The organism is Methylobacterium sp. BE186, from assembly GCF_031457035.1.
In the GTDB taxonomy this organism is placed as follows: domain Bacteria; phylum Pseudomonadota; class Alphaproteobacteria; order Rhizobiales; family Beijerinckiaceae; genus Methylobacterium; species Methylobacterium segetis.
Window position 1 is genome coordinate 56,900 of sequence record NZ_JAVDVV010000015.1, and the last position, 14,057, is coordinate 70,956.

Here is a 14,057-nt window from a genome sequence, read left to right on the forward strand (position 1 = left end):
CTCAGGGTCCATCGGAGGGTTCGGCGGGGCGCTCGCCGCGCGTGTCGGCGGCGAGCGGGACCGGGGGCGGGCTGGCACGCTCCAGCGGCCTGTCGGCCTCGCTCCAGCCGTCCGTGCCCTCCGCGAACCAGTAGACGCGGCGGTAGCCGAGCTCGGCCGCCCGCCGCACGGCGTTCCAGGACATCCAGCAATCGGCCTTGCAGAAGAACACGAGCGGCCGCCCGGGATCGCCGCCGCTCAGCCGCGAGAGCCAGGCCGCCAGATAGGCCGAGAGCCGCGGCTCGATCGTCCCCCGACCGGTCTCGGGCAGCCAGACGGCACCCGGGATCGTGTCCCGCCGGTCGACGATCCGCCAGGCGCCGGTCTCGGGATCGTAGCCGCCGCGCTGGGGCATCACGTCGATCATCGCCGCGCCCTCGCCGCGCAGACGGTCCACCTCCGCGACGCCGACGCGGGTGCCGCCGCGGACCGGCAGGTTGACCGGGGCCCGGTAGTTCCGGACCCGGTAGCCCGTGGCGGCGTCGGTGTCGGGCTCGCTGCCCTGCGCCCGGCTCGGCGCGGCGGGCAGCAGCGCGGCGGCCAGCATCCCGGCCGCGAGGCTCAGCCGGCGGGCCGCCCTCATCGCCCGAGGCCCAGCATGCGCCGCAGCGTCCCGTCACGGTCGAGCCAATGGTGCTTGAGCGCGGCCGCGCCGTGGAGGGCGACGAGGCCGGCGAGCACCCAGGCCAGCCCGTCGTGCAGGCCGGCGGCGAGTGCGTAGAGGCGCTCCTGCTTCTCGGCAAAGATCTGCGGGATGACCGGCAGGCCGAACAGGGCGACCGGCCGGGCATAGGCGAGGGAGCGGACGATGCCGGAGAGCGGCATCAGCAGGCTCGCCGCAATCAGCGCGGCGTGGACCCCGCGCGCGGCGCGCCGCTCCCAGGCGCCCCGCGCCGGCCCCGGAGGCGGGAAGCCCTCGCGCCAGCGCCAGAGGAGTCGCGCCGCGGCGAGAGCGAGCACGAGGAGGCCGAGCGACTTATGGACCTGCACGGACGCGGTTCTCGCCGGTCCCGAGGGCACCCATTGCAGGGCGAGCCCGTAGGCCAGCATGACGAGAATGCCGAGGGCGACGCTCCAGTGGAGCAGGCGCGTCGGCAGGCTCAGGGGAGCGGAAAGCGGGATATCCGCCCGCGCGGTCATCGCTGCAGGGCCCGCAGATGAGGGAAGTCGCGCTTCGCCGTGGCGATGCGGCAGTCGCGCTCGTCCTCGGTGTCGGGACACAGGATCTCGACGCCGTCCGGATAATGGCTGAGGTTCTCGCATTCCGCCCGGAACCGGCTCTCCGTTCCCCTCTGCTCGCTGTCGAGCCCGCTGACCTGACACTCCGTCCTCAGCATGAGCATCCGCCGGATCTGGTACTCCTTGACCTCCGCGCGGGCCGGGATCGCGGCGGCGGCGAGGAGGAGGAGCGAGGCGAGGATCGGGCGCACCGGCCGCTCAGTTCTTCGGCTGGGCCTCGACGTAGGTCCGGATCGCCCAGATCGCCTCCTGGCTGAGGATCCCCTCGAAGGGAGGCATGCGGTAGCGATCGTCCTTCTTGGCGCCGTGGAGCACGCGGGTGATGAACCAGCCGTCGCCCGCCTCGCCGGATTCGACCTCGCGCAGGTCGGGCGCCATGCCGCCCGATTTCGCGTCGAGGCCGTGGCAGCGCGCGCAGTTCTGATTGTAGCCGCCGGCGCCGATCTGCACGGCGAGCGCGTTGCCCGCATAGGGGTTCGCCGTTCGGACATCGTCGCCGAGGGGCGGCAGGCCGGTCGTGTCGATGGGCTGGGGTGCCGCATCGCCGTGGGCGCGGGCGAGGCCCGGCGCCGCCAGCACGAGGGGCAGTCCGAGGGCGAGCGCCCGCAGGGCTTGGGGGATCATGGGAGCCTCGATGTTCGGTCGCCGCAGGCGGGGTTCAGCGCTGCGGGAGGAGCCAGACGCGCCAGGATTCGGAGCCGCTGATCTGCAGCGAGTAGGTGCCGGGCGTGTCGATGAGGTAGGTGGCGCTGCCGCCGCCGCCGATGTGCAGGTTCTGGACGACGCCGCCCTGCGCGTCCTTGAGGTACATGACGAAGATCGGGCCATCGCTTTCGTAGCGCAGCACGGTCGGGGCGGTGATCGCGAAGGAGTCCGTCTGCTGGGTCAGGCGGCCCTGGAACCGGGGCGGCGCGAGACGGGCGGCGAGGCGGTCGTAGCAGCGCAGCCGCTCCTGCTCCTCCTCGACGGCGCGGCACCGGGCGAAGGCCGCGCGCAGGCCCGGTTCCGCGCCCGGGTCGAGGGCCGGCGCGGGCACCGCGCCGAAGCCGAGTGTCGCGAGCGCCAGCATCGCGGAGCCCCTCACGGGTCCGCCTGCGGGTCGGGCGCCGGGGCGGAGGCTTCCGGATAGGTCTCCCAGACAGGCTTGCCGTGCTGCCAATGGTCGGGGCAGCCGCGGCAATCCTTCATCCAGGCATCCTGGAAGATCGCGAAGCGAATCTTCACGCCCTCCATCACCGCGTTGGCGAGGTTGGCCTCGTAGAACTTCGCCTCCTGCAGGTCGGTGTTCACGAAGGTCGCGCCGACGAACTGCGCGCGCTTGGCCTGGACCATCTCCAGATCCGCGACCGTGAAATCCGCGCCGCTGAAATCGGCGCCCGAGGCGCGGGCATGGTCGAGATTCGCGCCGACGAAGGAGGCCCTGCGCGCCTTCAGGCCCTGCATGAAGGCGATCTGCAGCTTCGCGCCGGAGAGGTTGGCGCCGTCGAGCTTGGCGCCCCGCAGGTTCGAGCCGCGCAGGTCGGCGCGGGCGAGGTTGGCGCCGGTCAGGTCGGCGCCGCCGAGATCGGCGTTCCTCAGGTCGGCGTGGCGGAGATCCGCCCCCGGGCACACCGTCCGCGGGCCGACCGTGCAGCCGTTGACCACCCACGGATCCGGCCGCTCGTCGCGGTTCTGGACCGCCGTCTGCGCGGCAGCCCCTGGGGCCAGGGCCGCCAGGCAGAGGCCGGCGAGGACGAGCGAGCGCGGGACGGGCAGCGTCATCGGTTCGGCTCCGGACATGTCCGCGGGAGGAGGAACGGGAGGATCGGGTCCCGGAAGCGGGCTTCCGGGACCCGGGGTCGCGGGGCCTTCAGGCCCGCATCGTCACTCGGCCGAGGCCGTGGTGGTCGGCAGCTCGAACACCCAGAACGAGCCGCCCTGCGAGACGAGCTTCGTCTGGTCGGCCATGTCGCCGCCCCAGAGCGGGACCGCGCCGCCGTAGCCCGAGGCGATGCCGATGTACTGCTTGCCGCCGTCCTCCCAGGTCATGGGAACGGAGACCACGCCCGAGCCGGTCTGGAAGGCCCAGAGCTCCTTGCCGGTCTTGGCGTCGAAGGCCTTCACGAAGCCGTCCGACGTGCCCTGGAAGACGAGGCCGCCCTTCGTCGTCATGCTGCCGCCCCAGAGCGGCATGTTCTCCAGGTGCTCCCAGACGATCTTGCCGGTCTTCGGGTCGAGGGCCCGCAGCGCGCCGACATGGGTGTCGAACTTGCGGTGGATCCGGAAGCCCTGGCCGAGATAGGCCGAGCCCGCCTTGTAGGTGACGTTCTCGGTCCAGTAATCCTCGGTCCAGTCGTTCGATGGGATGTAGAACAGCCCGGTCTGCTGGCTGTAGGACATCGGGCTCCAGTTCTTGCCGCCGAGGAAGTTCGGCGTCACGACGATGGACTTGCCTTTCGCCTGGCCGGCTTCCGGCGCGGGCGGGCGCTGGCCCTCGACCTCGATCGGCCGGCCGGTCTTGAGGTCGTAGCCCTTGGCCCAGGTGATGTCCTTCACGAAGGGATAGGCGGCGATCAGCGCCTCGGGCTTGTTGATCTTCCCGTCGCGGGCGGTGAGCTTGTCGGTGTCGGTCAGGATGAAGAAGCCGTTCCGGTCGGCATGCGCGCCGGCGCGGATCTTCTTGCCGTCCTTCTCGAGATCGAAGAGAATGATCTCGTTGTTGCCCGAATAGTCCCAGGCGTCGTTCGGCGTGTGCTGGAAGAAGCCCACCGGCTCGCCGTTGGAGGGGTCGATGTAGACTTGGCCCGAGGTGAACAGGCTGTCGCCGGGCGAGCGGTAATGGTGGTTCCAGGGCGCGGGGTTGCCGGTGCCGATGACGAAGGTGTTGGTCTTCTCGTCGTAGACGCCGGTCTGCCAGGGGGCGCCGCCGCCGTGGTTCCAGGCTTCGACCTTCTTGCCGTCCTTGTCGGGCCAGGACGGGGCCTTGGCGTCGCCGGTGGGCGTCGAATCCTTGCCGTTAAGGCGCCCCATATGGCCCTCCACCATCGGCCGCATCCAGATCTCCTCGCCCGTTTCCGGATCGCGGGCGTAGAGCTTGCCCAGCGCGCCGAATTCGTCGCCCGAGTTGCCGTGGATGAGGAGCACCTTGCCGGTGGTCTTGTCCTTGATGATGTTCGGCGCGCCCGTATAGGCGTAGCCGGCGCCGTGATCGTCGAACTTCTTGTTCCAGACCACCTTGCCGGTCTTGGCGTCGAGCGCGACCATCGAGGCATCGAGGGTGCCGAAGAAGATCTTGTCGCCGTAGATCGCCGCGCCGCGGCTCACCACGTCGCAGCAGGGGCGGATGTCGTCGGGCAGGCGGTGGGCGTAGGACCAGAGCTTCTTGCCGGTCTTCATGTCGAGCGCGAAGATGCGCGAGTAGGACGCGGTGATGTAGACGATCCCGTCATGGACCAGGGCCTGGCCCTCCTGGCCGCGCTGCTTCTCGTCGCCGAAGGAGAACGACCATTTCGGCCGCAGCTGGCCGACGTTGTTGACGTTGATCTTCTCGAGGTTCGAATAGCGCTGGGCCTTAATGCCCATGCCGTACATCAGGACGTTGTCGTTGCTCTGCTGGTCGTTGAGGATGTCCTCCCACGTGACCGGCTTGGCCTCCTTGGCATCCTTGGCCTGGGAGGGGCCGGACAGGGCCAGCGTGGTGGCGATCAGGGACGATGCGGTCGCCAGCAGCAGCCTGCGCGGCGAGGTCCTCGCGGTCGGATAAGCCATGCGTCTCTCCCTAGCGGTCCCGCTTGCCCGCGGGCCGTCTTGTTCGAGGTGCTCCGGCCTCCTGACCGAACGACCTCTCAACTTGTTATGGAAGGAAAAACACGGCCCGGCATCCTAACTTTCGTATATGTCGCATATTAATTTCTTATTATAAGGGTATTTTACGCGCATATATTGCCACAACCGGCAATCGATCTCGGGATTTTGTCATAAGATTTATATTTGATCCGCGCGTCTTGACGCGCTTTACTTCCATCGATCAAGTCCCGAGCCGGTGCAGCAGGAATCCGGGAGCTTGCCGTGCACATCATCCTCGTCGACGACCACCCCCTGTTCCGTGAAGCTCTGCGCAGCATGGTGAGGCTCGGGATTCCCGCAGCCCGGATCGAGGAGGCGGAATCGATCGAGACGGCGCAGACGATCCTCGCGGCGCGGCCCGGCATGGACCTGATCGTGCTCGACCTCTCGATGAAGGGCGTCGCCGGCTTCGAGGGCCTGATCGGCCTGCGCGGGCGCTTCCCGCGGGTGCCGATCCTGGTCTGCTCGGCGCTCGACGAGCCCCGCATCATCCGGGAAGCGCTGCAGCTCGGCGCGGCGGGCTTCGTGCCGAAATCGTCGGGGCGGGCGACCTACCTGCAGGCCGTCGAGCGCGTGATGAGCGGCGACATCTTCGTGCCCTCCGCGATCGAGGGGCGGCCGCTCGCGGCCGACGAGAGCCCCGACCCCGCAGCGCGGAGGATCGCCTCGCTGACGCCGGCCCAGATGAACGTGCTGACCCTGATCCGGCGCGGGCTGATCAACAAGCAGATCGCCTTCGAACTCGGCATCGGCGATTCGATGGTGAAGGCGCACGTCTCCGAGATCATGCGCAAGCTCGGCGTCCGCAACCGCACGCAGGTCGCCCTGTGCGCCGCCTCCCTCGATTTCGACCGGGGCGCCTCGCACCGCGGCTAGGATCCACACGGTCGGTCCAGGACGTTCCCGGGCCTCGCTGCGCCCCGCTCAGGTTCCGCAGAAGGTCCGGTATCCGGCCCCGCCCCCCTCCGGCGGCTCAGCGTAGCGCGCCCCGGCCGGCTGGTCGTCGTAGGGCCGCGAGAGGACCCGCAGAAGGTTCTCGAACGGAGCGAAGTCGCTCCGCTCGACCGCCGCCTCGATCATCTCCTCCACACGGTGGTTGCGCGGGATGAAGGCCGGGTTCGCGGCCCGCATCGCGGCCGCGGTCGCGGACGGATCCCGCGCCTCGGCGGCCAGCCGCTCGCGCCACCGGAGGGCCCAGCCGTCGAAGGCCGTCGGATCGACGAAGAGGCTGCGGACGGGCTCGCCCGCGCCCGGGCCGGCGGCGGCCTCGCCGAGGCGCCGGAACGTCAGCGTGAAATCCGCCTGATTCTCGGCCATCAGCGCCAGGAGATCGCTCGCGAGATCCGAATCGCCCTCGCGCCGCGTCGCCAGGCCGAGCTTGCGGTTGAGACCCTCGTGGTAGGCGGCCTCGAAGCGGGGCGCGAAGCCGCCGAGCGCGGCCTCCGCCTCGGCGACCGCCGCCGCCTCGTCGTCGGCCAGGAGCGGCAGAAGGGCTTCGGCGAGGCGCGTCAGGTTCCACAGGGCGATCCGCGGCTGGTTGCCGTAGGCGTAGCGCCCGTGCCGGTCGATCGAGCTGAAGGCGGTCTTCGGATCGTAGGTGTCCAGGAACGCGCAGGGGCCGTAATCGATCGTCTCGCCCGCGACCGACATGTTGTCCGTGTTCATCACCCCGTGCACGAAGCCGACGAGCAGCCAGCGCGCGACGAGGTCCGCCTGGCGCGCGATCACGCCGTCGAGGAGGGCGCGGTAGGGCGCCTCCGCCGCGCCCGCCTCCGGGTCGTGCCGGGCGATGACGTGGTCGGCGAGGGCGCGCAGGCCCTCGGTGTCGCCACGGGCCGCGAAGAACTGGAACGTGCCGACCCGGATATGGCTCGCCGCGACCCGAGTGAGCACCGCACCGGGCAGCACGCTCTCCCGGATGACGCGCTCGCCCGTCGCGACGGCGGCGAGCGCCCGGGTCGTCGGGATCCCCAGGGCCGCCATCGCCTCGCTGACGAGATACTCGCGCAGAACCGGCCCGAGGGCGGCCCGCCCGTCGCCGGCGCGGGAGAAAGGCGTCGGGCCCGCGCCCTTGAGCTGGATGTCGCGCCGCGCTCCGTCCCGGCCGACGACCTCGCCGAGCAGGAGGGCGCGCCCGTCGCCGAGCTGCGGCACGAAATGCCCGAACTGGTGCCCCGCATAGGCCGTCGCGATCGGCTCCGCCCCCTCGGGGACGCGGTTGCCGGCCAGCACGGCGACGCCCTCCCCGCTCGCAAGCCAAGCGGGATCGAGGGCGAGGTCGCGGGCGAGCGGCCCGTTCACGCGGATCAGACTCGGCCCTGAGACCGGCGTCGGAGGGAGCCGCGCGAAGAAGCGGGCGGGCAGGCGGGCATAGCTGTTGTCGAAGGGAAACGGCGGCTGCATCGGCACGTATGGGTCCTGCTGCGGCCCGATCCGGCGAACGGGTCCGGGATGTCGGATAGGGGCCAACGCGGCGCGGAGCCTCTCGGGCCCGCGCCGGACCCGCTTCGGCCCCCCGCGGGAAGCCTGATCCAGGAGTCCATCCCGATGGTGGACGGCGAGGGGCTCGAACCCCGACCCTCTCCCTGTAAAGGATTGGCGTTACTGGGTCATCCTCTGCCTTCGCCTCTGCGAGAGGCCCTTTGGAGCCCTCCTGTGGCGGTCGGCCGCCGGATCGGGCCGCGCGGCGGCTCGAGCGCGTGTGCCGGCTGATCGATCATCGCTGGGCGTGAACGACCGTCCGCGAGATCCTGCGCGCGCCGCGCCCCCGGACGGGTCAATCTCACCGACGCCGGCCTCGTCGACTTCGCGGCTGCGACGGCAGCCCCCTGACCGTCACGCCCCGGCGGCCGGCGCACGAAGGCTGGGCGGCCTCTGAGCGGTTTGGCTGCGATACGCGATCCGGCGCCTGACTGGCGGCCCCCTATCCGGGCGACGGCCCGACCCTCGCCGATCCGGGCATCGTCGAAGCCGTGTTTGCGTGTGGCGGGTCGGCCCATCGGCCGGTCTCTCCGACGTTCGGCTCGACGATAAGGGTGTCTGGCGTGCACAGCGAGATGCGCGAGGCCGCGCTGAAGGCGATCACGGCCAACCGCTGATCCACAGCTTCTCCACACCCGTCCACACCCTCAGGCGCCCCCGGCTTCGGCGGGGGCGCTTTCGTCGTTTCGGGAGCCCGCCGCCACTTCGGCAGCGGCTTTGTCCCACCCCCCGTCCATCCGCACCGCTCCGGCGCCGCGCAGATGCGCGCGGCCCTCTCGGCGCGCTCGCGCGTCGGCAGGCCGCATTGAACAGCAATCGCGCCCAATGCGGCGAGCTCGTCGGCCAGTACATCCCACATCCTTAAATGCTGAGCCGTATATTTTCCCAGATTACGGGTAATATACGATGCTTTTGCAATTCTACATTGTACTAATCGTCTTCGCTCTCGTGAGCGACGCTGCTTGTCTGGCGAGCGGTTTCGAAATGATCGGCTGGAATGAAGTCGATGCCGTGCCGCTTCTGTTCAGCCTCGCCTATCGGCTACCCGTCGTGGCGCGGCGCTACCCGCTGCTCCTGATGCCGGGCCGCATCTACGAGGCTTGGGTGATCGTTTTTCTTTGCCAGCGCATGGGCGGTCGGCTGCAATTCGCCATGAATGCTTTCGCGTGGCCATTGCAGGATGACGTTTTCCTGGCCTTCGACCGCTTGCTCGGCTTCGATTACGTGGCCTTCATGCACTGGTATACGGGCTTCCCGGCCGTCTACGGAGCCCTCACCTGGGTCTACGGTCTGTTGGGAGAGGCGACCCTCGCGACCTTCGTGGTGGGCCTCCTGGCGCGCCGCTCAGAGCGGATCGGCGAGCGCTATCTCGCCTCGCTCCTGATCACCGTGATGATCACCTGCCTCATCGGAGGACTCGTCCCCGCGACCAGCGCAGTCACACTCCTCGACCCGGAAATGGCCAAGATGGCGACGGGCGCCACGCCCCTCGACCAGTTCTTCGCGGTTCGCGAGGGCCTGATCAGGGTGATGCCGGAGCGAATGGGCGGCCTGATCACCTGCCCGTCCCTGCATGTCGGCCTCGGTCTGCTGATCGTCTACTGGACCCGGCGCATCTGGTGGGCGCGCCCTGTGCTGGGTCCTGCCGGCGTGATTTTCATGCTCACGGCGATTCCGAATGGTGCCCACTACATCCTGGATTGCCTTGCCGGCGGCCTCGTGGCCTGGATCGCGATCGTCCTCACCAACGCCCTCTACGCGGTCCGTTCACCCATCGTGGCAGTCGCGATCGCAAACGCAGGAGCGGCTGAGGGGGCGCCGGGCATGCGGAGCGGGCTCGCGGGCCGCTAGGCCGGCCGATCGCAGCGACGGCTCTCCCGCGGCTTCCACGAGCAGCCCGCGCTGCGTTCGGGCACTCGAGCACCTTGCCGACCAGGACGCGGATCATGTCGAAGATCGGGTCAACGGGCTTCTCGCCGTCGGCGTAGCTCAGTCTCGGACCGCGCGCGGATGTGGACGAGGGCCTCGACGGCGTTCATCTCGGCTGGCGGAAGCCGCCCGGGGCGAAGTTCGACAGCACTTTCGGCTCAGTCCTTGCAAAATATGGTGGGCGGTGAGGGACTCGAACCCCCGACCCTCTCCGTGTAAAGGAGACGCTCTACCAACTGAGCTAACCGCCCGCGCCGCACGGGTTAAGCAAGCTGCCCCGGCCGCGCAAGCACTTCGTGCGCGCGGCCCGCCTGCGGTCCTCTGAAACGGGAACGGCCCCCGGGAGCCGAGGCTTCCGGGGGCCGTCCGTTCAGTGTGCGGGTTCGATCCGGTCAGTGGGCGACGAGGCTCGCCCCGTCGTCGTCGGACCGCGCGGGCTTGGCCGCGGGGATCGGCTCGTCCCACTCGATCGGCTCGGGCTGGCGCACGAGAGCGCGGGCCAGAACCTGATCCATCCGCGAGACGGGCACGATCTCGAGGCCGTTCTTCACGCTGTCGGGCACCTCGGCGATGTCCTTGGCGTTCTCCTCGGGGATCAGCACCGTCTTGATGCCGCCGCGGAGCGCGGCGAGCAGCTTCTCCTTCAGGCCGCCGATCGGCAGCACCCGGCCGCGCAGCGTCACCTCGCCCGTCATGGCCACCTCGCGGCGCACCGGGATGCCGGTGAGCGTCGAGATGATGGCGGTCGCCATCGCGATGCCGGCCGAGGGCCCGTCCTTCGGGGTCGCCCCCTCCGGCACGTGGACGTGGATGTCCCGGCGCTCGAACAGCGGCGGCTCGATGCCGAAATCGATGGCCCGGGAGCGAACGTAGCTCGCCGCCGCCGAGATCGACTCCTTCATCACGTCGCGCAGGTTGCCCGTGACCGTCATCTTGCCCTTGCCGGGCATCATGACGCCCTCGATCGTCAGGAGCTCGCCGCCGACCTCGGTCCAGGCGAGACCCGTGACGACGCCGACCTGATCGTCCGGGTCGATCTCGCCGTAGCGGAACTTCGGCGGCCCCAGGAACTCGGGCAGGGTGTCGGGCGTCACCGCGACGGCCTTCACCTTGGTGATCAGGATCTCCTTCACCGCCTTGCGGATCAGGTTCGAGATCTCCCGCTCCAGGTTGCGCACGCCCGCCTCCCGCGTGTAGCGGCGGATGAGCATGAGCAGCCCCTCGTCCGAGACCGACCATTCCTTCGCGTCGAGCCCGTGCTTCTTCGTGGCGCCCGGGATCAGGTGGCGGCGGGCGATCTCCAGCTTCTCCTCTTCGGTGTAGCCGGCGATGCGGATCACCTCCATCCGGTCCATGAGCGGGGCCGGAATGTTCAGCGTGTTGGCCGTCGTCACGAACATCACGTTCGACAGGTCGTAATCGACCTCGAGGTAATGGTCGTTGAAGGTCGCGTTCTGCTCGGGGTCGAGAACCTCGAGGAGCGCGGCCGACGGGTCACCCCGGAAATCCATGCCCATCTTGTCGATCTCGTCGAGCAGGATGAGCGGGTTCGAGGTCTTGGCCTTGCGCATGGACTGCACGATCTTGCCCGGCATCGAGCCGATATAGGTCCTGCGGTGACCGCGGATCTCGGCCTCGTCCCGCACGCCGCCGAGCGACATGCGCACGAACTCGCGCCCCGTGGCCTTGGCGATCGACTTGCCGAGCGAGGTCTTGCCGACGCCCGGAGGGCCGACGAGGCACAGGATCGGGCCCGTGAGCTTGTTGGCGCGCTGCTGCACGGCGAGATACTCGACGATGCGCTCCTTCACCTTGTCGAGGCCGAAATGGTCCTCGTCGAGGAGCACCTGGGCGCCGAGCAGGTCCTTCTTGATCTTCGAGCGCTTGCCCCACGGGATGCCGAGCATCCAGTCGAGGTAGTTGCGCACGACCGTGGCCTCGGCCGACATCGGCGACATCTGGCGCAGCTTCTTCAGCTCGGCCGTCGCCTTCTCGCGGGCCTCCTTGGAGAGCTTCGTCTTCTCGATCTTGTCCTCGAGCTCGGCCAGCTCGTCGCGGCCGTCCTCGTCGCCGAGCTCCTTCTGGATCGCCTTCATCTGCTCGTTGAGGTAGTACTCGCGCTGGGTCTTCTCCATCTGCCGCTTCACGCGGGTCCGGATGCGCTTCTCCACCTGGAGCACGGAGATCTCGCTCTCCATCAGCGACAGCACGCGCTCCAAGCGCTGCGCCACCGTGGGGATCTCCAGGATCGCCTGCTTGTCGGCGATCTTGACGGCGAGGTGCGAGCCGACCGTGTCGGCGAGCTTCGAGGGCTCGTCGATCTGCGTGACGGCGGAGACGACCTCGGGCGAGATCTTCTTGTTGAGCTTCACGTAGTTCTCGAACTCGGACACGACCGAGCGCGCGAGCGCCTCCGCCTCGACGCGGTCGCCGAGATCGTCGGTCAGCGTCTGGGCGCGCGCCTCGTAGAACTCCTCGGACGATTCGAAGCCGAGGATCTTGGCGCGGCCGGCGCCCTCGACCAGCACCTTCACGGTGCCGTCGGGCAGCTTCAGGAGCTGCAGGACGCTCGCGAGCGTGCCGATCGTGTAGATCGCGTCGGTGGCCGGGTCGTCGTCGCCCGCGTTGATCTGCGTGGCGAGCAGGATGTGCCGGTCGGTGCGGACCGCCTCCTCAAGGGCGCGGATCGACTTCTCGCGGCCAACGAAGAGCGGCACGATCATATGCGGGAACACGACGATGTCGCGCAGCGGCAGGACGGCGTAAGCGCCCGTCGAGCCCGGAACGACCGGCTGACGCGATTTCGACTGAGTCATGGCTGACTTCCTCATCATGGACGCCGGGCAGTCGCTCCTCCGTCGTCAGGAGCAAGCATCCTGCCAGGGGCCGACCGGGCCGCGAGGGTCGGAAATGTCTGGGGACTTTGCGGCTGGTGGCGCGGCACCGCACCTCGAAGGGAGCGTACGGCCACTGCGCTGTCCCTCAATTGGTCCTCGGAAGCGCCTGTTTCAAGCGGCGCCCCGGGGCCCTCGTGCCGGCCGGGCCCTGCGAATTCCGCATGCCCGACCAGCGACTTAGCGCAGTTTCAAACGTGCGCTCACGCACTCACGCTGGCGGGCGCGTCCTTGTTGCGGTCACCGTGGATGAAGAGCGGGCGCGACTTGCCCTCGACCACCTCCGGACCGATCACGACCTGCTCCACCGAGTCGAGACCCGGCAGGTCGTACATCGTGTCGAGGAGGATCGTCTCCAGGATGGAGCGCAGGCCGCGGGCGCCGGTCTTCCGCTCGATCGCCTTGCGGGCGACGAGGGAGAGGGCCTCCTCCTGGAAGGTGAGGTCGACGTTCTCCATCTCGAACAGGCGCTGGTACTGCTTGACGAGCGCGTTCTTCGGCTCCTGCAGGATCCGCTTCAGGGCGGCCTCGTCGAGGTCCTCCAGCGTCGCCAGCACCGGCAGGCGGCCGACGAATTCGGGGATGAGGCCGAATTTCAGGAGATCCTCGGGCTCCACCGAGCGGAAGATCTCGCCGGTGCGGCGGTCGTCGGGGGCCTGCACGCTCGCGCCGAAGCCGATCGAGGTGCCCTTGCCGCGTTGGGAGATGATCCGCTCCAGCCCCGCGAAGGCGCCGCCGCAGATGAACAGGATGTTCGTGGTGTCGACCTGCAGGAACTCCTGCTGCGGGTGCTTGCGGCCGCCCTGCGGAGGCACGGAGGCGACGGTGCCCTCCATGATCTTCAGGAGCGCCTGCTGCACGCCCTCGCCCGAGACGTCGCGGGTGATCGAGGGGTTGTCCGACTTGCGGGAGATCTTGTCGATCTCGTCGATGTAGACGATGCCGCGCTGCGCCCGCTCGACGTTGTAGTCGGAGGCCTGGAGCAGCTTGAGGATGATGTTCTCGACGTCCTCGCCGACGTAGCCCGCTTCCGTGAGGGTCGTCGCGTCCGCCATCGTGAAGGGCACGTCGAGGATGCGGGCGAGCGTCTGCGCGAGCAGCGTCTTGCCCGAGCCCGTCGGGCCGATCAGCATGATGTTGGACTTCGCCAGCTCGACGTCGTTGTGCTTCGAGGCGTGGGCGAGGCGCTTGTAGTGGTTGTGCACCGCCACCGAGAGGACCTTCTTGGCGAAGTCCTGGCCGATGACGTAGTCGTCGAGGACGCGCCGGATCTCCTTCGGGGTGGGCACGCCGTCGCGCGACTTCACCAGGGAGGATTTCGACTCCTCGCGGATGATGTCCATGCACAGCTCGACGCACTCGTCGCAGATGAACACCGTCGGGCCCGCGATCAGCTTGCGGACCTCGTGCTGGCTCTTGCCGCAAAACGAGCAGTACAGCGTGCTCTTCGAGTCGTTGCCGCCAGTCTTGCTCATATCGGTCTCCGATTCATGCGCGCGGTGCCAGCCAGGGGCGCACGCGCATCGTTCAAACGTAAGGACATCCGCCTAAAGAAACAGTCACCTGCGCGCTTCTGCCGAGCCGACTGGCCAGAATCGCGATGCAAACACGCGGCCGCCCCGCGATCAAGCCGGTCTATCAACGCCCCAC

At 69.0% G+C, this 14,057-nt stretch carries 12 protein-coding genes and 1 tRNA gene; 2 read left to right on the forward strand and 11 right to left on the reverse strand.

The genetic code is table 11. The features are described 5' to 3' along the window. Position 1 precedes the first annotated feature (1 nt). From J2X36_RS16140 to J2X36_RS16170, 7 genes are all read right to left on the reverse strand, one after another. A complete protein-coding gene (locus J2X36_RS16140; protein ID WP_310351500.1) occupies positions 2 to 622 on the reverse strand; it encodes a rhodanese-like domain-containing protein in 621 nt (206 codons plus the stop codon). Then, positions 619 to 1,179 (reverse strand): cytochrome b, encoded by a 561-nt coding sequence (locus tag J2X36_RS16145; protein WP_310351501.1) that lies wholly within the window; start codon positions 1,177 to 1,179, stop codon positions 619 to 621. The genes J2X36_RS16140 and J2X36_RS16145 overlap by 4 nt, the downstream gene beginning before the upstream one ends. Continuing rightward, positions 1,176 to 1,469 (reverse strand): hypothetical protein, encoded by a 294-nt coding sequence (locus J2X36_RS16150; RefSeq protein WP_310351503.1) that lies wholly within the window; start codon positions 1,467 to 1,469, stop codon positions 1,176 to 1,178. The genes J2X36_RS16145 and J2X36_RS16150 overlap by 4 nt, the downstream gene beginning before the upstream one ends. A gap of 7 nt (positions 1,470 to 1,476) precedes the next feature. After that, positions 1,477 to 1,902, reverse strand: a complete 426-nt coding sequence (pedF, locus tag J2X36_RS16155) for a cytochrome c-550 PedF (protein ID WP_132250461.1) — start codon at positions 1,900 to 1,902, stop codon at positions 1,477 to 1,479. Between the two features lie 34 nt (positions 1,903 to 1,936). Then, positions 1,937 to 2,362, reverse strand: coding sequence for a hypothetical protein (locus J2X36_RS16160; protein WP_245516413.1), 426 nt, complete (start codon positions 2,360 to 2,362; stop codon positions 1,937 to 1,939). Continuing rightward, complete coding sequence (locus J2X36_RS16165) at positions 2,359 to 3,039, reverse strand: pentapeptide repeat-containing protein (protein WP_310351507.1); 681 nt, start codon at positions 3,037 to 3,039, stop codon at positions 2,359 to 2,361. The genes J2X36_RS16160 and J2X36_RS16165 overlap by 4 nt, the downstream gene beginning before the upstream one ends. A 102-nt stretch (positions 3,040 to 3,141) precedes the next feature. Continuing rightward, positions 3,142 to 5,025: a PQQ-dependent methanol/ethanol family dehydrogenase gene (locus tag J2X36_RS16170; RefSeq protein ID WP_132250465.1), complete on the reverse strand. Its 1,884-nt coding sequence runs from the start codon at positions 5,023 to 5,025 to the stop codon at positions 3,142 to 3,144. Positions 5,026 to 5,325: 300 nt separating this feature from the next. On the opposite strand from J2X36_RS16170, the gene J2X36_RS16175 reads away from it, so the two are divergent. After that, positions 5,326 to 5,979: a response regulator transcription factor gene (locus tag J2X36_RS16175; RefSeq protein ID WP_310351508.1), complete on the forward strand. Its 654-nt coding sequence runs from the start codon at positions 5,326 to 5,328 to the stop codon at positions 5,977 to 5,979. 48 nt (positions 5,980 to 6,027) lie between these two features. Here J2X36_RS16175 and J2X36_RS16180 read toward each other — a convergent pair whose 3' ends face one another. Beyond that, positions 6,028 to 7,506, reverse strand: a complete 1,479-nt coding sequence (locus J2X36_RS16180; protein ID WP_310351627.1) for a protein adenylyltransferase SelO family protein — start codon at positions 7,504 to 7,506, stop codon at positions 6,028 to 6,030. 1,062 nt (positions 7,507 to 8,568) lie between these two features. Here J2X36_RS16180 and J2X36_RS16185 point away from each other — a divergent pair. Beyond that, positions 8,569 to 9,435 carry a phosphatase PAP2 family protein gene (locus J2X36_RS16185; protein ID WP_310351511.1) on the forward strand — a complete coding sequence of 289 codons (867 nt, stop codon included), beginning with the start codon at positions 8,569 to 8,571 and terminating at the stop codon, positions 9,433 to 9,435. 253 nt (positions 9,436 to 9,688) lie between these two features. On the opposite strand, the gene J2X36_RS16190 is transcribed toward J2X36_RS16185, so the two are convergent. The 3 genes from J2X36_RS16190 to clpX form a co-directional block, all read right to left on the reverse strand. Beyond that, positions 9,689 to 9,764 (reverse strand) — tRNA-Val (locus J2X36_RS16190). Between the two features lie 141 nt (positions 9,765 to 9,905). Next, positions 9,906 to 12,329: an endopeptidase La gene (lon, locus tag J2X36_RS16195; protein ID WP_132250492.1), complete on the reverse strand. Its 2,424-nt coding sequence runs from the start codon at positions 12,327 to 12,329 to the stop codon at positions 9,906 to 9,908. Positions 12,330 to 12,610: 281 nt separating this feature from the next. Then, the gene (gene clpX, locus J2X36_RS16200; protein ID WP_132250494.1) at positions 12,611 to 13,882 is read right to left on the reverse strand and encodes an ATP-dependent Clp protease ATP-binding subunit ClpX; all 1,272 of its coding nucleotides are present in this window, start codon (positions 13,880 to 13,882) and stop codon (positions 12,611 to 12,613) included. Positions 13,883 to 14,057: the final 175 nt, after the last annotated feature.

Bases quoted from the DNA above. Each gene is read 5' to 3' on its own strand.
- J2X36_RS16165 (WP_310351507.1), bottom strand. From the start codon at position 3,039: ATGACGCTGCCCGTCCCGCGCTCGCTCGTCCTCGCCGGCCTCTGCCTG.
- J2X36_RS16140 (WP_310351500.1), bottom strand. From the start codon at position 622: ATGAGGGCGGCCCGCCGGCTGAGCCTCGCGGCCGGGATGCTGGCCGCC.
- J2X36_RS16145 (WP_310351501.1), bottom strand. From the start codon at position 1,179: ATGACCGCGCGGGCGGATATCCCGCTTTCCGCTCCCCTGAGCCTGCCG.
- J2X36_RS16185 (WP_310351511.1), top strand. From the start codon at position 8,569: ATGATCGGCTGGAATGAAGTCGATGCCGTGCCGCTTCTGTTCAGCCTC.
- J2X36_RS16180 (WP_310351627.1), bottom strand. From the start codon at position 7,506: ATGCAGCCGCCGTTTCCCTTCGACAACAGCTATGCCCGCCTGCCCGCC.
- clpX (WP_132250494.1), bottom strand. From the start codon at position 13,882: ATGAGCAAGACTGGCGGCAACGACTCGAAGAGCACGCTGTACTGCTCG.
- J2X36_RS16170 (WP_132250465.1), bottom strand. From the start codon at position 5,025: ATGGCTTATCCGACCGCGAGGACCTCGCCGCGCAGGCTGCTGCTGGCG.
- pedF (WP_132250461.1), bottom strand. From the start codon at position 1,902: ATGATCCCCCAAGCCCTGCGGGCGCTCGCCCTCGGACTGCCCCTCGTG.
- lon (WP_132250492.1), bottom strand. From the start codon at position 12,329: ATGACTCAGTCGAAATCGCGTCAGCCGGTCGTTCCGGGCTCGACGGGC.